At 72.5% G+C, this 24,954-nt stretch carries 22 protein-coding genes and 1 pseudogene; 9 read left to right on the plus strand and 14 right to left on the minus strand.

Annotated features, from left to right (window positions below; all coding sequences use genetic code 11):
• Both NP777_RS39390 and NP777_RS39395 read left to right on the plus strand, forming a co-directional pair.
• A pseudogene (locus NP777_RS39390) lies at positions 1–486 on the plus strand (MFS transporter); the annotation flags it as partial.
• 355 nt (positions 487–841) lie between these two features.
• Positions 842–1,303 (plus strand): DUF6299 family protein, encoded by a 462-nt coding sequence (locus NP777_RS39395; RefSeq protein WP_256654981.1) that lies wholly within the window; start codon positions 842–844, stop codon positions 1,301–1,303.
• A 38-nt stretch (positions 1,304–1,341) separates the two neighbouring features.
• Here NP777_RS39395 and NP777_RS39400 read toward each other — a convergent pair whose 3' ends face one another.
• Positions 1,342–1,947 (minus strand): TetR/AcrR family transcriptional regulator, encoded by a 606-nt coding sequence (locus NP777_RS39400; protein ID WP_256654982.1) that lies wholly within the window; start codon positions 1,945–1,947, stop codon positions 1,342–1,344.
• A 122-nt stretch (positions 1,948–2,069) separates the two neighbouring features.
• On the opposite strand from NP777_RS39400, the gene NP777_RS39405 reads away from it, so the two are divergent.
• Complete coding sequence (locus NP777_RS39405; RefSeq protein WP_256654983.1) at positions 2,070–4,670, plus strand: beta-glucosidase H; 2,601 nt, start codon at positions 2,070–2,072, stop codon at positions 4,668–4,670.
• A 657-nt stretch (positions 4,671–5,327) separates the two neighbouring features.
• Here the strand turns inward: NP777_RS39405 and NP777_RS39410 are convergent.
• Positions 5,328–6,326: an SGNH/GDSL hydrolase family protein gene (locus NP777_RS39410; RefSeq protein WP_256654984.1), complete on the minus strand. Its 999-nt coding sequence runs from the start codon at positions 6,324–6,326 to the stop codon at positions 5,328–5,330.
• Positions 6,327–6,651: 325 nt separating this feature from the next.
• On the opposite strand from NP777_RS39410, the gene NP777_RS39415 reads away from it, so the two are divergent.
• Together NP777_RS39415 and NP777_RS39420 are read left to right on the plus strand one after the other, a co-directional pair.
• Positions 6,652–7,146 carry a DUF3145 domain-containing protein gene (locus tag NP777_RS39415; RefSeq protein ID WP_256654985.1) on the plus strand — a complete coding sequence of 165 codons (495 nt, stop codon included), beginning with the start codon at positions 6,652–6,654 and terminating at the stop codon, positions 7,144–7,146.
• A 111-nt stretch (positions 7,147–7,257) separates the two neighbouring features.
• Entirely contained in the window at positions 7,258–8,151 is an 894-nt protein-coding gene (locus NP777_RS39420; protein WP_256654986.1) for an NAD(P)-dependent oxidoreductase, read from the plus strand.
• A gap of 142 nt (positions 8,152–8,293) precedes the next feature.
• Here the strand turns inward: NP777_RS39420 and NP777_RS39425 are convergent, their stop codons facing one another.
• The 5 genes from NP777_RS39425 to NP777_RS39445 all read right to left on the minus strand — a co-directional run bounded on the left by NP777_RS39425 (position 8,294) and on the right by NP777_RS39445 (position 13,240).
• The gene (locus NP777_RS39425; RefSeq protein WP_256654987.1) at positions 8,294–9,559 is read right to left on the minus strand and encodes a beta-ketoacyl-[acyl-carrier-protein] synthase family protein; all 1,266 of its coding nucleotides are present in this window, start codon (positions 9,557–9,559) and stop codon (positions 8,294–8,296) included.
• A 75-nt stretch (positions 9,560–9,634) separates the two neighbouring features.
• A complete protein-coding gene (locus NP777_RS39430; protein WP_014060365.1) occupies positions 9,635–9,883 on the minus strand; it encodes an acyl carrier protein in 249 nt (82 codons plus the stop codon).
• A gap of 83 nt (positions 9,884–9,966) precedes the next feature.
• Positions 9,967–10,977 (minus strand): ketoacyl-ACP synthase III, encoded by a 1,011-nt coding sequence (locus tag NP777_RS39435; RefSeq protein ID WP_256654988.1) that lies wholly within the window; start codon positions 10,975–10,977, stop codon positions 9,967–9,969.
• A complete protein-coding gene (locus NP777_RS39440) occupies positions 10,974–11,966 on the minus strand; it encodes an ACP S-malonyltransferase (RefSeq protein ID WP_256655042.1) in 993 nt (330 codons plus the stop codon). The genes NP777_RS39435 and NP777_RS39440 overlap by 4 nt, the downstream gene beginning before the upstream one ends.
• 89 nt (positions 11,967–12,055) lie before the next feature.
• Complete coding sequence (locus NP777_RS39445; protein ID WP_020871571.1) at positions 12,056–13,240, minus strand: PucR family transcriptional regulator; 1,185 nt, start codon at positions 13,238–13,240, stop codon at positions 12,056–12,058.
• 109 nt (positions 13,241–13,349) lie between these two features.
• Here NP777_RS39445 and NP777_RS39450 point away from each other — a divergent pair, with 109 nt between their 5' ends.
• On the plus strand, positions 13,350–14,018 hold the full coding sequence (locus NP777_RS39450) for a pirin family protein (protein ID WP_256655043.1): 669 nt from the start codon (positions 13,350–13,352) through the stop codon (positions 14,016–14,018).
• Between the two features lie 8 nt (positions 14,019–14,026).
• On the opposite strand, the gene NP777_RS39455 is transcribed toward NP777_RS39450, so the two are convergent.
• Complete coding sequence (locus NP777_RS39455) at positions 14,027–14,836, minus strand: serine hydrolase domain-containing protein (RefSeq protein ID WP_256654989.1); 810 nt, start codon at positions 14,834–14,836, stop codon at positions 14,027–14,029.
• A 223-nt stretch (positions 14,837–15,059) separates the two neighbouring features.
• Here NP777_RS39455 and NP777_RS39460 point away from each other — a divergent pair, with 223 nt between their 5' ends.
• Together NP777_RS39460 and NP777_RS39465 are read left to right on the plus strand one after the other, a co-directional pair.
• On the plus strand, positions 15,060–15,524 hold the full coding sequence (locus tag NP777_RS39460; protein ID WP_256654990.1) for a MerR family transcriptional regulator: 465 nt from the start codon (positions 15,060–15,062) through the stop codon (positions 15,522–15,524).
• Positions 15,521–16,552, plus strand: a complete 1,032-nt coding sequence (locus tag NP777_RS39465) for an aldo/keto reductase (RefSeq protein WP_256654991.1) — start codon at positions 15,521–15,523, stop codon at positions 16,550–16,552. The genes NP777_RS39460 and NP777_RS39465 overlap by 4 nt, the downstream gene beginning before the upstream one ends.
• A gap of 69 nt (positions 16,553–16,621) precedes the next feature.
• Here NP777_RS39465 and NP777_RS39470 read toward each other — a convergent pair whose 3' ends face one another.
• The 6 genes from NP777_RS39470 to NP777_RS39495 all read right to left on the minus strand — a co-directional run bounded on the left by NP777_RS39470 (position 16,622) and on the right by NP777_RS39495 (position 23,113).
• On the minus strand, positions 16,622–17,833 hold the full coding sequence (locus NP777_RS39470) for an alpha/beta hydrolase (protein WP_256654992.1): 1,212 nt from the start codon (positions 17,831–17,833) through the stop codon (positions 16,622–16,624).
• 149 nt (positions 17,834–17,982) lie between these two features.
• Positions 17,983–18,660: a response regulator gene (locus NP777_RS39475; protein ID WP_256654993.1), complete on the minus strand. Its 678-nt coding sequence runs from the start codon at positions 18,658–18,660 to the stop codon at positions 17,983–17,985.
• Positions 18,657–20,057 (minus strand): sensor histidine kinase, encoded by a 1,401-nt coding sequence (locus NP777_RS39480; protein ID WP_256654994.1) that lies wholly within the window; start codon positions 20,055–20,057, stop codon positions 18,657–18,659. Before NP777_RS39480 ends, NP777_RS39475 begins: the two co-directional genes overlap by 4 nt.
• Positions 20,058–21,056 carry a DUF4429 domain-containing protein gene (locus NP777_RS39485; protein ID WP_256654995.1) on the minus strand — a complete coding sequence of 333 codons (999 nt, stop codon included), beginning with the start codon at positions 21,054–21,056 and terminating at the stop codon, positions 20,058–20,060.
• 85 nt (positions 21,057–21,141) lie between these two features.
• On the minus strand, positions 21,142–22,347 hold the full coding sequence (locus NP777_RS39490) for an alpha/beta hydrolase (protein WP_256654996.1): 1,206 nt from the start codon (positions 22,345–22,347) through the stop codon (positions 21,142–21,144).
• A 100-nt stretch (positions 22,348–22,447) separates the two neighbouring features.
• Positions 22,448–23,113, minus strand: coding sequence for a TetR family transcriptional regulator (locus NP777_RS39495; protein ID WP_256654997.1), 666 nt, complete (start codon positions 23,111–23,113; stop codon positions 22,448–22,450).
• Between the two features lie 127 nt (positions 23,114–23,240).
• Between NP777_RS39495 and NP777_RS39500 the strand changes: the two genes are divergently transcribed.
• Entirely contained in the window at positions 23,241–24,842 is a 1,602-nt protein-coding gene (locus NP777_RS39500; protein WP_256654998.1) for an MFS transporter, read from the plus strand.
• Positions 24,843–24,954: the final 112 nt, after the last annotated feature.

Genomic DNA, 24,954 nt, shown 5'->3' on the forward strand with positions numbered 1-24,954 from the left:
GCTGCTCTCCGCCGCGGCTCCCTCGGCATGCTGATGGGCGCCCCCCCCACCGGGCGGCTCCTCCCGCCGCACCGGCGGGAGCGGCTCGCGGCGCCCCTGCGGCTGCTGCTCGCCGCGCCGTATCTGGTCTTCGCGCTGCGTCCGCCGCTGCCGCTCGCGCTGGCCGCCGTCGCCCTCGCCTCGATCGGCTTCTCGGCCACGCTGGCGCTCCAGCAGCGGCTGATGGCCCTGACGCCGGACGAGATGAGCGGCCAGGCCCTGGGGCTGCACTCCTCCGGCATGCTCACCATGCAGGGCGTGTCCGCCGCCCTCGCGGGCGCGCTGGCACAGCCCACCTCACCGGCGGTGGCGATGGCCACGCTGGCGGCGGTCTCGGTGGCCGTCACCCTGGCCCTGGCCCCGGGGCTGCGGGGCGATCCCGGGGCACGGCGGCCGCACGTGGTCGCGTCGGAGGGGACGGCCGAGGGGGTGGCCCGGGAGGGGTGAGTGCCGTAAGGGGGCGGGGTGAGAGCCGTAAGGACGCGGGTGAGCACCGCAAGGACGCGGGCGAGCACCGTAAGGATGTCACCGGGGGCGGGCGGACGTGGCGCGAGGGGCAGGCCGACGCGGCGCCGTGGGGCGGGCGGACGCGCCGCTGTGGGGCAGCCGTGGGCGGTACGCCGGGGTCAACCGGGCGCCCGGCGGCCACCCGTTGGGCGGTGCCGGACACGCCGCACGGGGGTGAGGTTCCCCCGGACGGGTTCGGCCGCCCGGTAGCTGTACGGGCAACTGAACTCCCGTGGAGGTATGTACGTCCATGCGCAACCGCCGCCGCGCCCTCGGCGCCCTTACCGTTCTTCTCATGGCGGCACCGGCCGCCCACGCCGCGCCCGCCGACCATGCCGTGCCCGCCGGGCACGGTGGGTACGGCGGGTACGGTGGGTACGACCGGCCGCGTCTGCCCCTGCCCTGGAACGACGATCTGACCATCGACCGCACCGGGGACGTCAGCCCGGACGGATCCGTCACGCTGTACGGCAGCTACCGATGCGTCCGGGAAGGGATGGAGTACACGCGGGCGAGCGTGCTCGTCACCCTCACCCAGGGCCGGGAGCGCCACGGCCTCGGCGGCTATGACGCGATCTGTGACGGACTGCGGCACCGCTGGCTGATCGACGCGGTGAACGTGGGACGGTACGAACCGGGGCCTGCGGAGGCCGAGGTCACGCTGTTGAGGTTCGACAGCGGCGACTCCTTCGTGCCGATGCCGAAGAACGTGGCCGGGGTCGACCAGGGGGTGAGGCTGGTGGGCGGCGGCAACTGAGCCACCGTCACAGGACGGTTCCGCCGCCCGTACGGCCGTCACGCCTCGGCCGCTTCGTCTCCCTGCCCCAGCAGGGAGACGAAGGCCCGGAAGAGGGCGGGCATGTCCACCGCGTCCCGGTCGTGCAGCCACTGGAACTGCAGCCCGTCCATCACCGCCACCAGCAGCGGCGCGGCGGCCTCCGGGGTGAGTCCGCCGGGGAGCCGGTCGCCGAACTCGCCGCGCAGGATGGCCGCCATGTCGGCGCGCACCTTGTCGTAGCGCTGGGTGAAGAAGCCGCGCGCGGGGTGGTCGTCGGTGACGCTCTCGCCGAGGAGCGCGGAGAAGGTCTGGACGATGCCGGGGCGCATCGCGTTGTAGTCCACCAGCGAGGCGAGCAGGTCCAGCGGCCATACGTGGCCTCCGTCGCGCCGCGCGGAGCCGGTGTCCCACTGGTCGCGCTCCTCGAGCACGGCGATGAGGAGCGAGTCCTTGGTGGGGAAGTAGTGGAGCAGCCCCTGTTGGGTGAGGCCCACCCGCTCGGCGACCGCGCCGAGGGTCGCGCCCCGGTAGCCGCGCTCGGCGATCACTTCGAGCGCGCAGCGGACGATCTCCGCCCGTCGTTCCTCACCACGTCTGGTACCGCGCTCGGTCGCCCTCTCCATGCTCGTACCGTAGAGCATGTTTGATAACGAATCGATAACGGTACCTACCTCGTAACAGGTACTCAGGTCCACGATGACCCCGGACGAGGACCGGACGGGACCCGCACCGGGAGGGACGAGCGATGGCGGACGCGATCGGCGAGGGCGGCGAGGGCGGCAAGGGTGGCGGGGGCGGCGGGCTCGGCACGGCCGAGGCCGTGGAGAAGGCCCTCGGCCTGCTGGATCTGGACACCAAGGCGCGGCTGTTGTCCGGGCAGGACATGTGGAGCCTGCCCGCCGTCCCGGCGATCGGGCTGCGCTCCCTGGTGATGTCGGACGGCCCGATCGGCGTCCGCGGCGTCCACTGGACCGCCGACGACCCCTCCATCGCCCTGCCCAGCCCCACCGCGCTCGCCGCGACCTGGGACCCGGAGCTGGCCCGGCGCGCGGGGCGGCTGCTCGCGCAGGAGGCGCGGCGCAAGGGCGTCCATGTGCTGCTCGCGCCGACGGTCAATCTGCACCGCTCCCCGCTGGGCGGCCGCCACTTCGAGGCGTACAGCGAGGATCCGTATCTCACCGGCGAGATCGGCACCGGCTATGTGCGCGGCGTCCAGGACGGCGGGGTGGGCACCACCGTCAAGCACTTCGTGGCCAACGACGCGGAGACCGAGCGCTTCACCGTCGACAACCGGGTGGGCGCGCGGGCGCTGCGCGAGCTGTATCTGGCGCCCTTCGAAGCCATCGTCAAGAACGCCCGCCCCTGGGGCGTCATGGCCGCCTACAACGGGGTCAACGGCTCGACCATGACCGAGCACCGCGAGCTCCAGCAGGGGGTGCTGCGCGGTGAGTGGGGCTTCGACGGCTTCATCGTCTCCGACTGGATGGCGGCCCGCGACACCGTGCGGGGGCTCAAGGGCGGGCTCGACGTCGCGATGCCCGGCCCGCGGACCGTCTACGGCGAGGCGCTGGCCGCCGCGGTGCGCGACGGCCAGGTGAGCGAGGCGGAGCTGGACGAGGCGGTGCGGCGGCTGCTCACCCTGGCCGCCCGGGTCGGCGCGCTGGAGGGCGCGGCCCCGGCCGTCGCCCCCGCCGACCGGCCCGGCCCCATCGACGGGGACGCGCTGGCCCGCGAGATCGCCCGGCGGTCCTTCGTGCTGCTGCGGAACGAGGGCGCGGGCGGCCGGGAAGCGGTGCTGCCCCTCGCCCCCGGCGCGCCCGGCGGGGTGCGGTCGCTGGCCCTGATCGGCGCCGCGGCGCGCGATGCCCGGGTGCTGGGCGGCGGCTCGGCGGTGGTCTTCCCCGACCATGTGGTCTCACCGCTCGACGGACTGCGGGCCGCGCTGCCGCCGGGCGTCGAGTTCGGCTACGCCGTGGGCGCCGACCCCACCGATGAACTCGCCCCGGCCGCACAGGGGTTCGAGCTGCGCGCGGTGGTCCGGGCCGCCGACGGGCGGGTGCTCGGCGAGTCCCGGCTGGCCAGTGGGCAGGTGCAGTGGATCAGCGACTTCCCCGACGGCGTGCGCTTCGAGGAGCTGCACACCGTCGAGACCGTCGGCACCTTCACCCCGCGCGAGAGCGGTGCCCACTCCTTCGGCACCAGGGGGCTGGGCGGCCTCCGGCTGGCCGTGGACGGCAAGGTGCTCTTCGAGGGGGAGGAGCACCCGTCGGACGTCGGCGACCCCTTCGAGGCGTTCATGGGCTCGCCCGTGCCCCGGGGCCGGGTGCGGCTCACGGCGGGTCAACCGGTGGAGGTCAGCCTCAGCTGCGCGGTGGCGCGCCCCGAGGACGCCCTGCTCGACGCCGTCTGCTTCAGCCTGCTGCACCGGGCCCCGGAGCGGGACGCCGAGGAGCTGATCCGGGAGGCCGTCGCCGCGGCCTCGGCGGCCGAGGCGGCCGTGGTGGTGGTCGCCACCACCGAGCGGGTCGAGAGCGAGGGGTTCGACCGCGGCCACCTGGGGCTGCCGGGCCGTCAGGACGAGCTGGTGCGCCGGGTCGCCGCCACCGGCACCCCCACCGTGGTGGTGGTCAACGCGGGCGCACCGGTCGAGATGGCCTGGCGGGACGAGGTCGCCGCGGTGCTGCTGAGCTGGTTCCCGGGCCAGGAGGCCGGGGCCGCGCTCGCCGACGTCCTGCTGGGCGCGGAGGAGCCCGGCGGCCGCCTGCCCACGACCTGGCCCCAGCGGCTCGAGGACGCCCCGGTCAGCGCGGTGACGCCCAGCGAGGGCCGGCTGGTCTACGACGAGGGCGTGTTCATCGGCTACCGCGCGTGGGAGCGGCGGGAGGGGATCGCTCCGGCGTACTGGTTCGGGCATGGCCTCGGCTACACGGACTGGGCGTACGAGGCGATCGACTTCACCCCCGCGGAGGGCGACGGCGAGGCGCTGGGCGCGGTGACCGTGCGGGTCCGCAATACGGGGGCCAGGGCGGGCCGTGAGGTCGTGCAGCTGTACCTCACCGTGCCGGAGGACGACGCGGAGGGCGGCGCGGGGGGCGACGCGGAGGACGGCGCCCGGGACGGTGCCGGGGACCGCCCGGTGCGGCGCCTGGCGGGCTTCGCCTCGGTCTCCGCCGCCCCGGGGGAGACGGCCGAGGCGACCATCCCCGTGCCCCGCCGGGCGGCGGAGATCTGGGACGAGAAGAAGGGCGCCTGGCGCCTGATCCCCGGCACCTACGCCGCGGAGGCGGGCCGCAGCGTCGCCGACCGCCGCCTGTCGGCCCCGGTGTCCGTGCGGCCGACAGCCTGAGCTACGCCGCCGCCGGGCGCGCGGCGAGGCTGCTCGCGTCCGCCGGTCAGAGGGTGGCCGACGAATCGGCGACGCCTGCGGCGGGCTGTTCCTCGCCCCGCCCCTTCCCGAACCTGGGGCTCTGCCCCAGACCCCGGGAGGGCAGGGGCTGTGCCCCAGACCCCGCACGGCCGGGGCTGCGCCCCAGACCCCGAACGGCCGGGGCTGCGTCCTAGGCCTCGGGGGGCCGGGGCTGCGTCCCAGACCCGAGAGGGCTGGGGTTGCGCCGCAGACCTGGAGCTGGGGCTGTGCCCCAGAGCCCGGGGGGCGGGGGTGGGCCCAGACTCCGAGACGGCTGGGGCTGGGTCCCAGACCTCGGAGGGCCGGGGCTGGGTCCTAGACCCCGGGGGCCGGGGGTGCGGCCCAGACCCCCGGGGCCGGGGCTTGGTCCTAGACCTCGGGAGGGCCGGGGGTGTGCCCCGGACCCCGGGGGGTCGGGGGTGCGTCCTAGGCCTCGGGAGGGCCGGGGCTGTGCCCCAGACCCCGCACGGCCGGGGCTGCGTCCTAAGCCCCGGGGGCCAGGGGCGGAGCCCCTGCCGTGCGGCGGAGCCGCATAAAGGGAGGGGCGCCCCGCGCCCGGCCCCCGGCCCCTGGCCGGGAGCCGGGCGCGGCCAGGGGTCAGGGCGCGGAAGCGGTGATGCGGCGGTAGGCCATCTCGGCCAGTTGTGCCTGGCCCGCCTTGCTGGGGTGGAACCAGTCCCACTTGCTCAGCTCGTCCGTGGTGAAGCGGTATTCGTGTACCGCCGGGTCGAACCGGCACAGCACATCCCGCCCGCACACGTCCTTGAGCGCCTTGTTGTACTCCGTCACCCGGTCCGCCACCCGCTGCCGGCGGTCGTTGGAGGCCGCGTCCAGGTCCTGGGAGTCCTTCAGCATCGAAGGGCAGATGCCCAGCTTCCAGATCTGCCGGCCGAAGACGTTCTTCCGCCCCTCCGACCACAGCCGCTTCAGATCCGGCACGCTCGCCACATACACCTGGGTCTTCGGCAGATCACGGCGCAGCCGGGTGAGCGCCGAGGTGAAGGTGGTGCGGAACTGCTCGGTGGAGGTCATGTCGTCCACCGAGTCCCGGCACGCGTCATTGGCGCCGATCATCACGGTGATCAGCTTCGGCTTGCGGACCGTGGCCGCCTCGATCTGGCCGGGGAGGTCGGCCACGACCGCGCCGGTCTTGGCGAAGTTCCAGGCGTGGGTCCCCGCGCCCGCGGTGGCGGAGGGCAGCAGCCGCTGGGCGAGGCTCTTCACATCGGTGCCGGTGGACCAGGACACCTCGGGGCAGTCGGAGAGCACCGAACAGGCGTCGAAGCCGCGAGTGATGGAGTCGCCCAGGGAGGCGATCGAGGTCGGCCGGGGGTTCCAGACGACGGCACGCTTGGCGCCGGGGGTCTTCCCCTCGCGGGCCGGCCCGTGCCGGGAAGGGTCGTCCGAGCTGCCGAAACAGCCCGCGGAGCTCAGTACGGCGGCGGTGGTGAACAGCACCACGCCGGTGCGCCCGGCGGAGCGCGAAAAGGCGCGCCCGGCGGTGCGCCCGGCGCCGCGCGAGGACGGGCGCACGATCGTACGCGTGGTCGAGGAAGCGGCCGCCGATCGCTTCCGGCGTGTCGCGCTGACCCGCATGGCTGTTCCCCCTCCGGCTGTTGGGTGATATCTATCCGGACCGACGGTACGTCACTCCTCCGGCTGCCTCGCACGGTACGTTTTTCTTGTGCCAGATGAGCGTCGTCCCGGCGACATGGCGCGCTATGCGGTAGCAGCACATTACGCCCCGTCACATACTGTCCACTTTCTAGAGAATTCTGCACGATAAATTTCACTGAAGGTGACGTCGAGACTGGTGTGGGAGCGATCACTAGGGCAGAATGTGATCCGATGTCCCGGGCGGGACCGGTACGGGCGCGAGGCCGCTGGGGAAGGCGCACCTCGAACCGCACAGGAGGCACCGGTGACGACCCGTGGAGTTCTGTATGTGCACTCCGCTCCGCGCGCGTTGTGCCCGCACGTCGAATGGGCCATCGCGGGCGTCCTCGGCGTGCGTGTCAATCTCGACTGGATCAAGCAGCCGGCGGCGAACGGCACCTGGCGTGCCGAGTTCTCCTGGCAGGGCGAGGTCGGCACGGCCTCCAAACTGGCCTCCGCGCTCCGCGGCTGGCATCTGCTGCGCTTCGAGGTGACCGCCGAGCCCTGCGCCACCGCCGAGGGCGAGCGCTACAGCTCCACCCCGGAGCTCGGCATCTTCCACGCCGTCACCGGAATGCACGGCGACATCCTGATCCCCGAGGACCGGCTGCGCGCCGCCCTCGCCCGCTCCGCCCGCGGCGAGAGCGACCTCGAGGCGGAGATCGCCAAACTGCTCGGCAAGCCCTGGGACGACGAACTGGAGCCGTTCCGCTACGCGGGTGAGGGCGCCCCGGTCCGCTGGCTGCACCAGGTCGTCTGAGCGCGCAGGTCGTCTGAGCGCGCAGGTCGTCTGAGCGGGCAGGTCGTCTGAGCGCCTGACGCGCCGCCATCACTTTGGCCGGAAACCCTCTTCGGGTTCTAGCGTGGCGGAATGACCGAACAACACCCGGCAACGTCCGTCGCGGTCCTCGGCACCGGCATCATGGGCTCCGGAATGGCCCGCAACCTCGCCCGCTCCGGGCTCGAGGTCCGTGCGTGGAACCGCACCCGATCCAAGGCCGAGCCGCTGGCCGCGGACGGCGTACGCGTCACCGACACCCCGGCCGAGGCCGTGGACGGCGCCGATGTCGTCCTGACCATCCTCTACGACGGCGCCGTGGCGCTCGAGACCATGCGGCAGGCCGCCCCCGCGCTGCGCCCCGGAACCGCGTGGGCCCAGGCCACCACGGCGGGTCTTGAGGCGCTGGAATCGCTCACCGCGTTCGCCCGCGAGAAGGACCTCGTCCTCATCGACTCGCCCGTCCTCGGCACCAAGCAGCCCGCGGAGAGCGGACAACTGCTGGTGCTGGCCGCCGGGCCGCACCCCGTCCGCCCGGTCGTCTGGCCGGTCTTCGACGCCATCGGCAGCCGTACGGTGTGGGTCGGCGACACCGCGGAGAGCGCCGCCGCCACCCGGCTCAAGCTGGTGCTCAACAGCTGGGTCCTCAACATCACCCACGCCACCGCCGAGGCGGCCGCCCTCGCCAAGGGGCTCGGCGTGGACTGGCAGGGCTTCCTGGCCGCGGTCGAGGGCGGCCCGCTGGACAACGGCTATATGCGGGTCAAGTCGGCCCAGGTGCTCAGGGGTGACCTCGAGCCCAGCTTCGCCACCAAGACCGCCGAGAAGGACGCCCGGCTGATCGTGCAGGCCGGGGAGCGCGCCGGAGTGCGGCTGGACCTGGCGGCCGCGGGCGCGGAGCGGTTCCGCCGCGCGATCGAGGCGGGCCACGGCGACGAGGACATGGTGGCCTCGTACTTCGCCAGCTTCGACGGTGATGCCCTCTGAGCTCGACGGCGAAGCCCCCTGAACTCGACGGCGAAGCCCCCTGAGCCGACACCCCAACGGCCCTGACACAACCGATGGCCCGCCCCGGCCGGAGCCGGAGGCGGGCCACCCCCACATATCAGCGTCGCACGGCGCCGAGCGGTCAGACCGTGCGGAAGGCCAGCACCACATTGTGGCCGCCGAAGCCGAACGAGTCGTTCAGCGCCACGATCGGGCCCTGGGCCGGGAGCGCCCGCGCCTCGCCGGTCACGACGTCCGCGTCCGCCTCCGGGTCCAGCGAGCCGATGTTGATCGTCGGCGGGGCCAGCCGGTGGTACAGCGCGAGCACGCTGGCCACCGTCTCCACACCGCCCGCGCCGCCGAGCAGATGGCCCGTCATGGACTTGGTGGCGGAGACCGCCATGTGGTCCACGTCGTCGCCGAACACCTTGCGCAGCGCCTTGATCTCCGCCAGGTCGCCCTGCGGCGTCGAGGTCGCGTGCGCGTTGACGTGCGCGACCTCACCACCGCTGATGCCGGTGTTCTCCACCAGGTTCTGCAGCGCGTTCCCGATGCCGTTGCCGGACGGCTCCGGCTGGGTGATGTGGTGGGCGTCGGCCGAGATGCCCTGGCCGATGGCCTGCGCGTACACCCGGGCGCCGCGCGCCGCGGCGTGCTCCGCCGACTCCAGGACGATGGCGCCCGAGCCCTCGCCCATCACGAAGCCGTTGCGGTCGACGTCGAACGGGCGCGAGGCGCCCTGCGGGTCGTCATTGCTCTTGGACATCGCCATCATGTTGCCGAAGGCGACCATGGGCAGCGGGTGGATGGACGCCTCGGTGCCGCCCGCGACGACCACATCGGCGCGGCCGGTGCGGATCATCTCGATGGCGTAGCCGATGGCCTCGGCGCCGGAGGCGCACGCGCTCACCGGAGTGTGCGCGCCCGCGCGGGCGTTGAGGTCGATGCTGACGTTCGCCGCCGGGCTGTTGGGCATCAGCATCGGCACGGTGTGCGGGGAGACCTTGCGGACGCCCTTCTCACGCAGCACGTCGTACTGGTCGAGCAGGGTGGTGACCCCGCCGATCCCGGAGGCCATGACCGTGCCGAGCCGGTCGGGGTCGATCGAGGAGTCCTCGCCCGCCTTGGCGGTGAAGCCCGCGTCCGCCCATGCCTCACGAGCCGCGACCAGCGCGAACTGCGCGGAACGGTCGAGCTTCCGGGCCTGCGGACGCGGAATGATCGTGCCCGGCTCCACCGCGATCTTCGCGGCGATGCGGACCGGCAACTCGGCCGCCCATTCCTCCTCCAGGAGGCGGACGCCGGACCGGCCGGCCAACATGGCCTCCCAAGTCGACGGGGCGTCGCCACCCAGCGGCGTCGTGGCACCAACACCGGTGACGACCACGGTGCGATTGGTCGAGTTCACAGGAATTCCTACTCCACGTGTAGAAGGTGCTGGACCTGCCACCGCTCGGTGGCGACGACCGGCCTTGATTCGGGCTCAGCCCTGGTGCTTGAGGATGTACTCGACGGCGTCGCCGACGGTCTTGAGGTTCTTGACGTCGTCGTCCGGGATCTTCACGTCGAAGCGCTCCTCGGCGGCGACGACCACCTCGACCATGGACAGCGAGTCGACGTCCAGGTCGTCGGTGAAGGACTTGTCCAGCAGGACGTCCTCGGTCGGGATACCGGCGATCTCGTTGACGATCTCGGCGAGACCCTCGAGGATCTCTTCCTGAGTGGCGGCCATTGCGGCGCTCCTTCTTCGGTGTGTTGCGGTGGTGGCGCAGCGTCCGACTTCTGCGGAGCTGCGTGGATATGGACTGTGGAGCCTTAAGGAAGGGTAACGACCGTCGCTGCGTAGACGAGACCCGCTCCGAATCCGATGACGAGCGCGGTGTCGCCGCTCTTCGCCTGCCCCGTCGCCAACAGCCGCTCCATGGCGAGCGGGATGGAGGCGGCCGAGGTGTTGCCGGTGGTCTCCACATCACGGGCGACCGTGACGTGCTCCGGCAGCTTGAGGGTTTTGATCATCGAGTCGATGATCCGCATATTGGCCTGGTGGGGGATGAACGCGTCGAGTTCGTCCGCGCTGATCCCGGCCTCGTCCAGGGCCTGCTGGGCGACCTTCGCCATCTCGTAGACGGCCCAGCGGAAGACGGCCTGGCCCTCCTGGCGCAGCGCCGGGTAGCGCACGTCGGCGGCGTCCTGCTCGCGGTAGACGTCCCAGGGCAGCGTCTGGGTGATGGTGTCGGACTTGTCGCCCTCCGAGCCCCAGACGGTCGGGCCGATCGCGGGCTCCTTGGACGGCCCGACCACCACGGCGCCGGCGCCGTCGCCGAACAGGAAGGCCGTCGCCCGGTCCTCCAGATCGGTCAGGTCCGAAAGCCGCTCGACCCCGATGACCAGCACATGCTCCGCGGTGCCGTCGGTGATCATGCCCTTGGCGAGGGTCAGCCCGTAGCCGAAGCCCGCACAGCCCGCCGAGATGTCGAACGCGGCCGGCTTGCCGGTGCCCAGCAGATGCGCGATCTCGGTGGCGACCGCCGGGGTCTGCTTCAGGTGCGAGACCGTGGAGACGATCACGGCGCCGATCTGCTCCGGCGTCAGACCGGCGTCGGCGATGGCCTTGCCTCCGGCCTCCACGGACATGGCGGCGACCGTCTCGTCCGGACCGGCCCAGTGCCGGGTGGCGATGCCCGAGCGGGAGCGGATCCACTCGTCGGAGGAGTCGATGTGCTTGAGGATCTCCTCGTTCGGCACCACCCGGGTCGGACGGTAGCCACCGACGCCGAGAATGCGCGCGTACGGGGCGCCCTTACTGGGCTTGATCTTCGCGGTCATGCTTCTCGGAGCTCCTCTTCGGCCGGGGTGTCGACGGGAACGGCGTGCTCCTCGATCAGCGCACGGGCCGTGTCGAGATCGTCCGGAGTCTTCAGCGCCACATTGGTGACGCCCGGCAGGGCGCGCTTGGCGATGCCGGTGAGCGTGCCGCCCGGGGCCACCTCGATCAGCCCGGTGACGCCCAGCCCCTGGAAGGTCTCCATGCACAGATCCCAGCGCACCGGGTTGGACACCTGGGCGACCAGCCGCTCGATCACCCCGGCCCCGGTCGTCACGACCCCGCCGTCCCGGTTGGAGACGTAACGGGTGCGCGGATCGGCCACCGGGACGCCCGCGACCAAGGCCTCGAGGGCGGCGACCGCCGGGGCCATGTGGTCGGTGTGGAACGCGCCGGCCACCTTGAGCGGTACGACGCGGCGCACCCCCTCCGGCTTGTCCTCGGCCAGCGCCGCCAGCTGTTCGGCGGTGCCCGCGGCCACGATCTGCCCGGCGCCGTTGACGTTCGCCGGGGTCAGTCCGTGCTTGTCGAGGTGGGCGACGACATCGTCCTGCTCACCACCCAGTATGGCGGCCATTCCGGTCTCGGTGCGGCTCGCGGCCTCCGCCATGGCGAGTCCGCGGCGGCGGACCAGCACCATGGCCGCCTCGTCGGTGAGCACACCGGAGGCCACGGCCGCGGTGATCTCGCCGACGCTGTGGCCCGCGACCGCGCCGATTCGGTTCGGCAGCTCCGCGAGACCGGTCGCGCCCTCGACGCCCTCGCCGAACAGCGCGTGGGCGGCGACCAGACCGGCGGCCACCAGCAGCGGCTGGGCCACCGCGGTGTCGCGGATCTCCTCCTCATCGGCCTTGGTGCCGTAGTGGATGAGGTCCAGGCCGGAGACGGCCGACCACCAGGCCAGACGTTCGGTGACGCCGGGGAGGTCGAGCCAAGGGGTCAGGAAGCCGGGCTTCTGAGCGCCCTGGCCGGGAGCGACGAGTACGAGCACTCTCACACTCTCTCTTGTGGACGGTCCGGCTCGCCCGTGAGGACAAGGACGAAGAACCGTCAGGGGAATTGTGGGGGTCCAACAAACGGTCAGGGCAATATGTTCGCGTCGGCGAGACGTCCCAGGATCAGGGCTATGCGCAGAGTAAACGCCGACCTGACGTCCGAAGGTGACCATCCGGTGACGTCCGTCACACGTCGTAGCCGGTAGCGGACGGTGTTCGGGTGAACGAAGAGCATCCGGGCCGCACCCTCCAGACTGCTCGCCTGTTCGAGGTACACACTCAGTGTCTCGAGCAGCGCCGAACCGGCTTCCTCCAGCGGTCTGTAGATCTCCTCCACCAACTGCTCACGGGCGGCCGGATCCCCGGCCATCGCGCGCTCGGGCAGCAGATCGTCGGCGAGCACCGGGCGGGGCGCGTCCGGCCAGGCGGTGCACGCCTTCAGCCCGGCCGCCGCGGCCCCCGCCGAGCGGGTCGCGGCCAGCAGGTCGGAGACCACCGGACCGGCCACCACCGGCCCCGGGGCGTACGGCCCGATCAGCGCCTTCGCCGCCTGGAGCGGATTGTCCGAGCCGCCCGCGACCACCACAAGACGGTCGCCCAGCACCCCGGTGAGCACCTGCAGTTTGGCGTGGCGGGCGGCCCGCCGGATCGCCTCGACGGTCAGCTCGCTGTCCCCGTCGGGGGCGGTGCCCAGCACCACGCACACATGTTCGGGCGAGTTCCAGCCCAGGGCGGCGGCGCGGGACAGCGCCCCCTCGTCCGCCTCACCGGACAGCACCGCGTTGACCACCAGCGACTCCAGCCGGGCGTCCCAGGCGCCGCGCGCCTCGGCGGCCTGCGCGTACACCTGGGCGGTGGCGAAGGCGATCTCCCGCGCGTACACCAGCAGCGCCTCGCGCAGCACCGACTCATCGCCCGGGGCCGCCACGTCGTCGATCGCCGACTCCATGACCTCGATGGTCGTGCGGACCATCTCCACGGTCTGCCGCAGGGTGATCGCCCGGGTCAGCTCGCGCGGGGCGGTGCCGAACACATCGGTGCTGATCGCCTGGGGCGCCTCGGGGTGGCGAAACCATTCGGTGAAGGCCGCGATGCCCGCCTGCGCCACCAGCCCGATCCAGGAGCGGTTCTCGGGCGGCATCGCCCGGTACCACGGCAGCTGCTCGTCCATGCGCGCGATGGCGTTGGCGGCGAGCTTCCCGGAGGACTTCTCCAGGCGGCGCAGGGTGGCACTGTGCGGATGCGGGGTGTTCGAGGCTGGTTCAGGCACGAGGACAAGACTGCCTTATCGGATGGTGAGCGCTGGGGGCGGGAGGTGTACGCGGGGGTAGGGACGGTGCGGGGCGGACGGTGCGGGGCGCACTACCGTGGACCGGGTGATGTGGATACAGCGGTCCGGTGCACGGTATCCGGGCGGGGAGGGCGTGGGCATCGAGACGCGCCACGCCTTTTCCTTCTCTGGGTACTACGACCCCGGCAATGTGCGGTTCGGCTCGCTCACGGCCTGCAACGAGGAGCGGCTCGCGCCCGGCGCGGGCTTCGCCGAACATCCGCACCGCGATATGGAGATCGTCACCTGGGTCGTCGAGGGCGAGCTGACCCATGAGGACTCCACCGGCGCGCGGACCGTCGTGCGCCCCGGCGACGTCCAGCGGCTCAGCGCCGGAAGCGGGGTGCGGCACACCGAGCGCAACGCGGGTGCCGAGCCGCTCACCTTCGTCCAGATGTGGCTGATGCCGGGCCCCGCCGCCGCCACGGACCCGGCGTACGAGGTGGTGCGCGGCATCGCCGACGGCACCCCGTACGCACTCGAGCGCACCGAGGCGGTGCTGCATGTGCGGCGGCTGGTGGACGGTGAGCGTACCGCGCTGCCGGACGCGCCGTGGGTGTACGCGCACGCGGTGCGCGGCGCGGCGCGGATCGACGGGGAGACCCTCACCCCCGGCGACGCGGCCCGGATCTCCGCCGCGGAGGGACTGGAGGCGCGTGCCGAGGGCCCGGCCGAGCTGCTGATCTGGGAGATGCACACGGAGCCGGGCTACGGCTGAGCCGAGGGCTACAGCTCGGCCAGGACCGCGTCGGTGAACGTGGGCCAGACCTCGATCGCCCACGGGCCGAAGGCCCGGTCGGTCAGGACCACACAGGCGGCGCCCGCGTCCGGGTCCACCCAGAGGAATGTCCCGGACTGGCCGAAATGCCCGAAGGTGCGGGGCGAGGAGGAGGCACCGGTCCAGTGCGGCGACTTGCCGTCGCGTATCTCGAAGCCGAGCCCCCAGTCGTTGGGCCGCTGATGTCCGTAGCCGGGCAGCACACCCGTCAGACCCGGGTGCACCACGGAGGTGGCCCCGGCCAGCGTCTCGGCCGCCAGCAGCCGCGGGGCCTGCAGCTCCGCCACGAAGCGCACCAGGTCGTCCACGGTCGAGACGCCGTCCTTGGCGGGCGAGCCGGGCAGATCGGTGGCGACCATGCCGAGCGGCTGGAGCACCGCCTGGCGCAGATACTCCGGGAACGGGATGTCCGTGGCCTTGGCGATGTGGTCGCCCAGCACCTCGAACCCGGCGTTGGAGTAGAGCCTGCGGTTGCCGGGCGCGGCGACCGGGCGGTGCTCGTCGAAGGCGAGCCCGGAGGTGTGCGCCAGCAGATGGCGCACCGTGGAGCCCTCGGGCCCCGCCGGCTCGTCCAGCTCCACCGCGCCCTCCTCGACGGCGACCAGCGCGGCGTACGCGGCGAGCGGCTTGGTGACCGAGGCGAGCGGGAAACGATGACCGGTCGGACCGTACGATCCGGCCAGGGTGCCGTCCGCACGCACGACGGCGGCCGCCGCCGTCGGAACCGGCCAGTTCTCGATCATCCGTAGGCTCTCCATGCCCCAGAGCCTACGGGGTGCCCGCATGGCAGGGGCTCCGCCCCTGGGCCCCGGGGTCTGGAGGCGGAGCCCCGGTTGAGGGACGGGGCCGGGGAGGGGAGTGGCCCGCCGCGGGCGCCAAGGTTGCCCCAAATCCCCGCTTGCTTGGAGTGCACTCCAAGTCAATAGCGTTGAAGACGTCGATGAGGCGTGCGGATCCGCGACCTGCGAGAGGTGAATCGGCATGACCGTGATGGAGAGCGCCCCGGTGAAGGCGCGGAAGAACTGCGCGGGAAGGGACGGCCACCCCCGGCCCACCGGGCAGGACCGCTACTCGATCAGTGAGGTCGTCGCCCACACCGGGCTGACGGCGCACACCCTGCGCTGGTACGAGCGGATCGGGCTGATGCCCCATGTGGACCGTACCCACACCGGCCAGCGCCGCTTCACCAACCGCGACCTGGACTGGCTCGACCTCGTCGGCAAGCTGCGGCTGACCGGGATGCCGGTCGCGGACATGGTCCGCTACGCCGAGCTGGTGCGGGAGGGCGAGCACACCTTCGCCGAGCGCGAGGAGCTGCTGACCGCGCACCGCGAGAACGTGCGGGAGCGGATCGCCGAGCTCCAGAGCACGCTCCAAGTTCTCGACTTCAAGATCGATGTCTACGCTGACGCCCGGAGGGCGTCGGAGAGGTTTGACACCGTATGAGCGACAGCACCAACGACACCATCGTGACCGTCGGCCTGGGGACCGGCGGCCCCGAGGTCGGCGTCCAGGGCCTGGGCTGCATGGGCATGAGCTGGGCCTACGGACCGACCCACGACGAGGCGGAGGCGCGGGCCACGCTGGAGCGGGCCCTGGACCTGGGCGTCACGCTCTTCGACACCGCCGATGTCTACGGCTTCGGGCGGAACGAGGAGTTCATCTCCCCCTTCGTCCGGGCCAACCGGGACCGGATCACCCTGGCCACCAAGTTCGCCATCGACCGCGACGAGAGCGACCCGTACGGCCGCCAGCGGATACGCAACGACCGCCCGTACATCCGCCAGGCCGTCGAGGGCAGTCTGCGCCGCCTCGGGGTGGACCACATCGACCTGTACTACATGCACCGGCGCAACCCCGAGGTGCCGCTGGAGGAGAGCGTCGGCGCCATGGCCGAGCTGGTGGCCGAGGGGAAGGTCGGGCACCTCGGGCTGAGCGAGGTCACGGCGAACGAGCTGCGCGCGGCGCACGCGGTGCACCCCATCGCGGCGGTGCAGTCGGAGTGGTCGCTGTTCAGCCGCGACATCGAGAAGAGCGTGGTGACGGCCGCCCGTGAGCTGGGCGTGGCCCTCGTCCCGTATTCGCCGCTCGGTCGAGGCTTCCTCACCGGCTCCTTCGTCCAGGCCGAGCAGGAGCTGGGCGAGGACGACTTCCGCCGCCTCCAGCCCCGCTTCACCGGCGACAACGCGGCCGCCAACGCCGCGCTGCTGGAGCCGCTCCGGAAGATCGCCGAGGCGCGCGGGGCCACGCTCGCCCAGATCGCGCTGGCCTGGGTGCAGCAGCAGGCCCAGGTGCACGGGCTCGCCGTGGTGCCGATCCCCGGCACCCGCACCCGCGCCCGGATCGAGCAGAACACCGGCGCGACCCGGATCGAGCTGACCGGGGACGAGCTGGCCGCGCTGGAGCCGATCGCCGGACAGGTGGCGGGCGCCCGCTACGCCGATATGAGCGCGACGAGCGCGGGCCGGGAGTAAGGGGCGGCGGGTGACCGGCGGCGGGTGACGGACGGCGGGTGACGGACGGCGCCGGGCCGGGGACAGCGGTCAGACGAGGCCCTGGCGGCAGTCCGGCCCCGTGCCCGGACCGCCGCCGTCCTCCTCCGCGCACCGCACCCCGTCGAAGTCCCCCAGCGCGATCCGCGAGAAGTTGCGCAGCGAGTCCGTCCCGGGCGCGAAGTAGCCGGTGTGCCCGTGGGCGCTCTCGGAGGAGACCACCCGGGCGCCGAAGGACGGATCGGTCGGGTCGTCGCCATGGCCCAGGCCCAGGAAGTCATAGCCGGTCACCCGCCGGATCCAGTCGGTGCGGTCCCGCGCCGCCCAGACCCGGGCCCCCGTGCGCAGGCCCGCGGCGCTGTCCGCGCGCATCCCCGGGCTGCCCAGCACCACCAGGTCGGAGACGCGGGTGCGGTCCATCGCGGAGGCGGCGAGACCGCAGACCACCGAGCCGTAGCTGTGGCAGAAGACGGCGGGCGGGGCGTCGGCGGTGGCCGCGGTGGTCACGGCGAGCCCGGCCAGAAACCGGTCCAGACGGGGCGCGCCCGCCTTGGCCAGCCGGCTGGTGGCGGCGTCCGGGCCCAGCCCGACCGGGGTGGTGTAGCCGACCCAGGCGATGACGGCGGTCGGGGTCGCGGGCGCGTCCTCGGCCATCCGCGCCCGCAGCGACCGGGCCATCCCGGCCGGGGTGCCGTACGGGTGGCCCGTGCGGTCGAAGTCGTCCAGGTCGATGTCGGAACCGGGCACGATCACTGCCGTGCGACGGGCCGCCGCCAAATCCCCGTACACCTCCGCCACCTGGCCGCGCCCGCGCGGATCGAAGGCGAGGATCTGGCGGCCGGGCCGGAGGAGCGCCGCGTACCGCTCGGCGAGCGGGCTCTTCGGGTCGGCCTCCCGCTCCTTGTGCCAGGCGGCCCGGATCGACCGGGCGTTGGCCTCGTACCGCAGGCTCAGCGGTGCCCCGTCCAGATTGCCCACCACCTCGGGGTGCCGGATGACCAGCGCCTTCCGCTGGACCTCGGTGAGCCGGTCGAAGAACCGGGCGATCCCGGCGGGCGAGGCGGTGGCTGGATCGGGCAGCTCGCGCCCGGCCCCGCCCAGCGAATGGTCCGCCAGCCAGGCGGCGGTGCCCGGCGGCGGCCCGGTGATGGCCTGCTCCTCGTGGGCCACCGTCCAGCCGGCCGTCCCCGCCATGACGGTGATGGTGAGCGCCGCGGTGATCAGGCGCCGTGCGTAGTGCCTGGTGCGTAGCGTCTGGGGCATGGCGGCGGCTTCCCTCTTCCGTCGGTGGATCCGTCGGTGGATCCGTCGGTGGCGGAGGGAAAGGTAGAGAGGTGTCGGGTGGCGGTACGTCACCCCCCGGTGCCAAGTGGGGTGTCATACCCCAGTAGGGGGTGGCCGCCCGGCCGGGGTCACTGACCCGGTGTCACCAGGCCCGACTCATACGCGAAGATCACCGCCTGGGCGCGGTCGCGCAGCCCCAGCTTGGCCAGCACCCGGCCGATGTGGGTCTTCACCGTCTGCTCCGCGAGCACCAGCGACTCGGCGATCTCCTGGTTGGACAGGCCACGGGCGATCAGCTCCAGCACCTCGGTCTCCCGCGGCGTCAGCCCGCTGCGCCGCAGGGCCGGGCCGTCGCGGCGCGGCGCGGGGCGCTGCCGGGCGAAGTCGGCGATCAGCCGGCGGGTGACGGACGGGGCGAGCAGCGCCTCGCCCGCCGCCACCACCCGGACCGCGGAGATCAGATCGGCCGGCGGGGCGTCCTTCAGCAGAAAGCCGCTGGCCCCGGCGCGCAGCGCCTCGTAGACGTAGTCGTCCACGTCGAAGGTGGTGAGCATCAGGACCTTGGGCCGGTGGATGACCCCGCGCGGCGGGTCCAGCAGCTGCCGGGCCGCCTCGAGCCCGTCCATCTCGGGCATCCGGACGTCCATCAGCACCACATCGGGATGGCTGCGGCGGCTGACCTCCACGCCCTCCCGCCCGTCCGGCGCCTCGCCGACGACGTCGATATCGCTCTGCGCGGCGAGCAGGGCGGCGAACCCCGCCCGTACCATCGCCTGGTCGTCGACGATGATCACCTTGATGGTCATGACGGGTCCGTCTCTTCGAGGTCTACCAGGGGGAGGCGGGCCGCGACGCGGAAGCCGCCGTCGGCCAGCGGGCCGGTGTCGAGCATGCCGCCGACCAGCCGTACCCGCTCGACCATGCCGACGAGGCCATGTCCGGTGCCGCTGGTCTCCAGGGGCTTGGTGGGTGCGCTGTCGGCCGGGCCGTTGACCACCAGCAGGGTCAGCGCCGAGCCGTCCTCGGCGGAGATGGCCACCCGGGTGGTGGCGCCCGGCGCGTGCCGCACCACATTGGCCAGCGCCTCCTGCACGATGCGGTACGCGGACAGCCCCACCGCCTGCGGCAGCGGTTCGAGCTCGGCCACGTCCTCCGCGATGGTCAGCGTGGTCGGTATGCCGGCCCGTACGGTCGCCTCGACCAACTGGGGCACCTGCCGCAGCCCCGGCTGCGGCGCCCGCTCCCCGCGGGTCTCCTCGCTGCGCAACACGCCCAGCAGCCGTCGCATTTCGGCGAGCGACTCGCGGGCGGTGGCGGCGATGGTGGAGAACTCCCGCTCCGCCTCGGACGGCAGACCGCCGATCCGGTACGGGGCGCTGTCCGCCTGCACGGTGATCACCGACATGTGGTGGGCGACCACGTCGTGCAGCTCACGGGCGATCCGGGTGCGCTCCTCCAGCAGGGTGCGATGGGCCCGTTCGGCCTCGCTGATCGTCTCCTGCTCGGCCAGCCGCCGCTGGGCGTCCCCGCGCTCGCGCAGCGCCCCGGCGACCAGCAGCACCACGCCGCTGAGCACGAACAGCACCACATTGCTGCCGTTGCTCTTGTCCGGGAAGGCCATGCCGAGCGCCAGCCCCGCGGCGCCGGTGACCAGCCACACCGCCACCAGGGTGCGGCGCGGTTCGCGCAGCGCGAGGGCGAGCAGCAGGAAGAGATAGCCGACGATGGCGCCCGGCAGCCACGGCCACACCCGGTTCTCCAGGTGGTCCGCGGTGCCGAGCACCACCAGGGCGCAGACCAGGTCGGCGAGGAAGACGATCCACCACGCCTGGAGGGGGCGGGTGACGGACAGCAGCAGCGGGGTGCTCTGGACGATCCCGAGCAGCGTGGCGACGCCGCCGCCCACCCCGTAGTCATGGGAGAGAATCTGGGCGGTGGTGGGGACCAGGATCGTGGTGAGGACCATCGCCACGCCGTACGGCACCCTGCGCAGCCAGCTCCTGGGCGACTGGGCGAACAGCGGCGTCGCCGGATAGCTGGGGGTCACCAGGGCGCGGGCGAGACCGCCCGCCTGCCGCCGGGCGGCCTTGGGCAGGCTCTCGTGCGCGGTGGAGGAGGCGGCGGTCGCCGCGGCGCCGGAGGACGCGGCGGCGGACGCCTGGCCGGCGGCCTCGCCGGCCGGTGCGGAGGGGGAGCCGGACACTTACAACTCCGCCAGCAACTCGGCCTTCTTCGCGCTGAACTCGTCGTCGGTCAGCAGCCCGGCCGTGTGCAGGTCGCCCAGATGACGGATGCGCTCGGCGATGTCGGCGGGGTCGCGGCGCGGGGCGGCGGCCCGGCTCGGGGCCGGGGCGCCCTCGGCGCACGGCACGGGGGAGGAGGCCCGTATGGCCTCCAGGACGGACGCGGCGAACGGCAGCGACTGGTGGACGAGGCCGTAGCCCATCCCGAAGACGACGGCCGCCGGGTCCCGGTCGGGGCGGTCGGCCGGCTGGTCCTCGGCGGAGCGCCGCAGCAGACGCAGATGGCCGTGGCCACCGCCCTTGGGGGTGACCTTGCCGGTGCCGTTCCTGGCCGTGCCGTCCTTGGCGGAACCCCCTTTGGCGGCACCGGCCTTGGCGGAGCCCTCCTTGGGCATGGTGCCCGCCGAGCCCCGGCTCTCCGGCGAGCGCCACTCCACACCGGTGAGTTCGTCGATCCGGAAGCGCTGGTCCCCGACCTTCCACTTCTCCGAGGAGGCGCCGGTCCAGAACCAGCGGAAGGAGATGTCCTTGCCGTCGAAGGACGCCTTGCCGTCGTACGCCTTGAAGGACAGCGGCGGCGGGGGCACGGTCACCAGATGCGCCTCGGCCGCGGTGTCCGCGTCGGGGCCGAGGGACTCGCGTATCCGCTCGGCGTAGTAGTCGGCGAGGGTCTCCCGTTCGGCCGGCAGCACCAGGCGGTACGGGTCGTACGCCTCCTTGAGCTGGCCGTCGGCGGCGTCCATCAGCGGGTCGGCGCCCGGTCTGGGCACGGCGCGCAGCACCACCGTTCCGCGTTTGCCCACGGCGAGCTCCACCCCGGACAGCGCCTCGAAGGGGATGCGGCGTTCGCCGAGCGCCTGGAGCAGCTTCGGCGTGCGGATCCCCCGTTCGAAGCGGATGAGCATGGAGTCGGTGTCGAACTCCCAGACGGTCTGAAAACCGGCCAGCACATCACCCATGCGGCTCATCGTATGCGGCGGTGGCCCGCCCGTCCCCCTTTGAGGCTACGCGCGTCACTAGAGTTTCCGGTGTTTATGCCGGGCGTCAGCGTAGCCCTGCGGTGCAGTCGTCGCCGTTGCCGCAGCTCACGGACTGGACAGCACCGATTCCCACCCGCGCGAAGTTGTCCAGGCTGGTCGTGCCCGGTTCGAAGTATCCGGCGTGTCCATTCGCCCCGTCCGCGGCCAGCACCCGGGCGCCGAAGCCGGAGGAGACCGGGTCCGCGCCATGGCCGAGCCCGCCGAACTCCAGATGCGGAATGTCCTCGATCCAGTCGCCGGAGTCGCGCATCGCCCACACCCGGGCACTGGTGCCCAGGTCGGAGACATGGCCGGCGCGCATCCCGGGGCTGCCGGCCACCGCGATATCGGTGACCTTGGGCGGCAGATCGCGGGCGGCGACCCCGCACACCACCGAGCCGTAGCTGTGGCACATCAGCGAGACCCGGGAGAGCGAGGGCAGCGCGTTGACCAGCGCCCGCAGCCGCACCGCGCCCTGGGCGGCCAGCTTGCCGGTGGCCGCGTCCATGCCGATCCCGGCCGGGCTGGTGTAGTCGGCCCAGGCGATGACGGCGGTCTTGGTGTCGGGGGCGTCGGCCCGCTCGTTGTCGTAGAGCGCCTGAGCCATTCCGACCGTGGCGGTGTACGGGCGCTCGGTCTTCTGGAACGTCAGGATGTCGGTGTCCACGCCCGGCACCACGATCGAAACCCGGTTGGCGTGGGCGAGGTCCCCGAAGACCTCGGCGGCTCGCCCGGCGCCCGAGGGGTCGAAGGAGAGGATCTGCCGCCCGGCGCCCAGCAGGTCCGCATAGCGGTTCATCCGGCGTGTCGCGTCCGAGCGGCCCATCGGGGTGAGCCGCGGGTCGTGCATCCGCTTGCGCTCGTCGGCGCGGGCCTTGAACAGGGCGACGCGGTTGGCGCGGTAGCGCAGGGCCACCGGCGCGCCGTTGAGATTGCCCACGGCCAGCGGATAGCGCCGCACCACCCGGTCGGTCTGGGCCTTGGTGAGCGAGCCGAACCAGCGGCCGAGGGTGCGCGGCGAGCCGTACGGATCGGGCAGCGCGCGGCCGCCGAGCGATCCATGGCGCCAGGCGTCCATCGACGCGGAGAGCGCGTCCGGGGCTCCTCTGTGGCTCCGTACGGCCGTCCAGCCGGTGGTGGCGAGGAGGACGAAGACCACCGCCAGCGCGAGCAGGGCGCGCCAGGCGGTGGAACCGGGAGAGGGGGAGCCGAGCTCCGAGAAGGAAGTCACCGCGGGACACCCTAGGAGAAGCGCGGCGTCGCGTGCCAAATCCCGTGATTCATATCACGTTTGAAAGCGGGAATGCTTGGGGGCTATGCCGGAATTGATGCTATTTATCCCATTTCTCGGCGAGAGTGGGACCCACGTAATCAAGATGGAACGCGGTGAGGTCTCGCAATGTGACGACGCTGTCCTCGTCGCCCTCGGTCCACAGCTTCCCGGCCACCCGGATCACCCCGCCGAACATCGCGACCACCAGCCGCGGCCGCGGATCGGCGTCGATGTCCAGCCCCTCGCGGCGGGCGATCTCGCGCGCCAGCCGCTCCTCCAGCTCCGCGATGCGGCGCAGATGGACCGCGAGCAGGCTCGGCGTGGACTCGATCACCCGGTACATCCGCATATGGAGCTCGGGCGGCACCAGCTGCTCGAGGGCTCCCCCGATGCTTCCCCAGGCGTCGAGGGTCGCCCCGCGCAGCGCGGCCAGCGGCGCCTCGCCCGCGGGGCGTGCGCACAGGGCGGCGAAGAAGTGGCACTCCGCCGACTCCTGACTCGCGAAGGCGACCTCCTCCTTGTTGGCGAAGTACCGGAAGAAGGTGCGCTGGGAGACCTCGACCGCCTCGGCGATCTCGTCGACCGTCGTCCGCTCGTATCCCTGACGGGTGAACAACTCCAGTGCGGAGCGCACCAGGGCGGCTCGCGTCCGCTGCTTCTTGCGCTCGCGCAGCCCGGCCGGTGGTGGCGTCGTCGTGCCCGCCACTGCCTCGTCCGTCGTCACCTGTCGGCTCGCTCTCTACCGGTGTGGGGCCGCGTTGCGGCTGCTCAGGATACCTGTGACAAAAACGTCAGTTACCGGCGGATGAATCGGTTTGTCAATTGTCAGACGCTGACATTAGCCTCCGGTCATGACCTCTTCGACCACCGTCGCCAATTCGGCGCCGGAACCTCCCATAGCCGATGCCCCGAAGGGGCTTCGGGGTCATCCGTGGCTGACGCTTCTCACCGTCGCCCTCGGCGTGACGATGGTCGCCCTCGACGGCACGATCGTCGCCATCGCCAACCCGGCCATCCAGAAGGACCTCGGTGCCTCGCTCGCCGATGTGCAGTGGATCACCAATGGCTATCTGCTGGCCCTCGCCGTCGCGCTGATCACGGCGGGCAAGCTGGGTGACCGCTTCGGGCACCGGCAGACCTTCCTCATCGGCGTCGTCGGCTTCGCCATCTCCTCGGCCGCCATCGGCTTCTCCGGCGAGGTGTCGCTCGTCGTGGCCTTCCGGGTGCTGCAGGGCCTGTGCGGTGCGCTGCTGATGCCCGCGGCGCTCGGGCTGCTGCGCGCCACCTTCCCCGCCGAGAAGCTCAACATGGCCATCGGCATCTGGGGCGCGGTGATCGGCGCCTCCACCGCCGCCGGGCCCATCGTCGGCGGACTGCTCGTCGAGCACGTCAACTGGCAGTCGGTCTTCTTCATCAACGCGCCCGTCGGCGTGCTGGCCGTGGTCCTCGGTCTGCTGCTCCTGGTGGACCACCGCGCCGAGCAGGCGCCGCGGTCCTTCGACATCCCCGGCATCGTGCTGCTGTCCGGTGCCATGTTCTGCCTCATCTGGGCGCTCATCAACGCCGCTGACTGGCACTGGACCGACCAGCGCACGCTGCTCTTCCTGGCCCTGGCGGCGGTCTGCTTCGCCGTCTTCATCTTCTGGGAGAACCGGACGGCGGAGCCGCTGCTGCCGCTCAGCATGTTCCGCTCGGTGCCGCTCAGCGCGGGCACCGTGCTGATGCTGCTGATGGCCTTCGGCTTCATGGGCGGGCTGTTCTTCGTCACCTTCTACCTCCAGAACGTGCACGGGATGAGCCCCGTCGACAGCGGGCTGCATCTGCTGCCGCTCACCGCGATGATGATCGTCGCCTCGCCGCTGGCCGGTGCGCTGATCACCAAGTTCGGGCCGCGGACGCCGCTGGTCGGCGCCATGATGATCACCGCCGTCGCGATGTTCGGCCTGTCCCGGCTGGACGCGGACAGCGGCGGCGTCGAGATGGCCGTCTGGTTCGCCCTGCTGGGCCTCGGCCTCGGCCCGGTCATGGTCGGCGCCACCGAGGTCATCGTCGGCAACGCCCCGATCCAGCACGCCGGTGTCGCCGGCGGCCTCCAGCAGGCCGCGATGCAGGTCGGCGGCAGCCTCGGTACGGCCGTCCTGGGCGCGGTCATGGCGGGCCGGGTGGACAGCACGCTGCCGGAGAAGTGGGCCGACGCCGGGCTGCCGCCGATGCCCGAGGGCGCGGAGTCCAAGGCGTCGGACGCGGTCGAGGTCGGCATCGCCCCGGTTCCCAAGGGCACTCCGCCGGAGGTCGCGGGCAAGATCACGGCCGTCGCGCATGACACTTTCGTGTCAGGGATGGGGTTCGCCTTCACGGTGGCCGCCGTCGTCTCGGTGGTCGCGGCGCTGGTCGCGGCCTTCACCAAGCGCGGTGAGAACGCGGACGCGGCCGGGGGCGCCGTCCACATCTGACCCCTCGCGGTCAACCCCCTATCAGGGTGGACCTTGATCGACCCCATGGTGGCGAACGGGAGCCGGCGGACAGGCTGGCTCCCGTTCTGTTCTTTCCACACGGGGAGCGAAA

This window comes from Streptomyces rugosispiralis (assembly GCF_024505145.1).
GTDB classification, from domain to species: Bacteria; Actinomycetota; Actinomycetes; order Streptomycetales; family Streptomycetaceae; genus Streptomyces; species Streptomyces rugosispiralis.

Coding starts and splice junctions, on each gene's coding strand:
- NP777_RS39395 (WP_256654981.1), top strand. CDS start 842: ATGGCGGCACCGGCCGCCCACGCCGCGCCCGCCGACCATGCCGTGCCC.
- NP777_RS39400 (WP_256654982.1), bottom strand. CDS start 1,947: ATGGAGAGGGCGACCGAGCGCGGTACCAGACGTGGTGAGGAACGACGG.
- NP777_RS39405 (WP_256654983.1), top strand. CDS start 2,070: ATGGCGGACGCGATCGGCGAGGGCGGCGAGGGCGGCAAGGGTGGCGGG.
- NP777_RS39410 (WP_256654984.1), bottom strand. CDS start 6,326: ATGCGGGTCAGCGCGACACGCCGGAAGCGATCGGCGGCCGCTTCCTCG.
- NP777_RS39420 (WP_256654986.1), top strand. CDS start 7,258: ATGACCGAACAACACCCGGCAACGTCCGTCGCGGTCCTCGGCACCGGC.
- NP777_RS39430 (WP_014060365.1), bottom strand. CDS start 9,883: ATGGCCGCCACTCAGGAAGAGATCCTCGAGGGTCTCGCCGAGATCGTC.
- NP777_RS39435 (WP_256654988.1), bottom strand. CDS start 10,977: ATGACCGCGAAGATCAAGCCCAGTAAGGGCGCCCCGTACGCGCGCATT.
- NP777_RS39450 (WP_256655043.1), top strand. CDS start 13,350: ATGTGGATACAGCGGTCCGGTGCACGGTATCCGGGCGGGGAGGGCGTG.
- NP777_RS39455 (WP_256654989.1), bottom strand. CDS start 14,836: ATGGAGAGCCTACGGATGATCGAGAACTGGCCGGTTCCGACGGCGGCG.
- NP777_RS39460 (WP_256654990.1), top strand. CDS start 15,060: ATGACCGTGATGGAGAGCGCCCCGGTGAAGGCGCGGAAGAACTGCGCG.
- NP777_RS39465 (WP_256654991.1), top strand. CDS start 15,521: ATGAGCGACAGCACCAACGACACCATCGTGACCGTCGGCCTGGGGACC.
- NP777_RS39470 (WP_256654992.1), bottom strand. CDS start 17,833: ATGCCCCAGACGCTACGCACCAGGCACTACGCACGGCGCCTGATCACC.
- NP777_RS39475 (WP_256654993.1), bottom strand. CDS start 18,660: ATGACCATCAAGGTGATCATCGTCGACGACCAGGCGATGGTACGGGCG.
- NP777_RS39485 (WP_256654995.1), bottom strand. CDS start 21,056: ATGGGTGATGTGCTGGCCGGTTTTCAGACCGTCTGGGAGTTCGACACC.
- NP777_RS39500 (WP_256654998.1), top strand. CDS start 23,241: ATGACCTCTTCGACCACCGTCGCCAATTCGGCGCCGGAACCTCCCATA.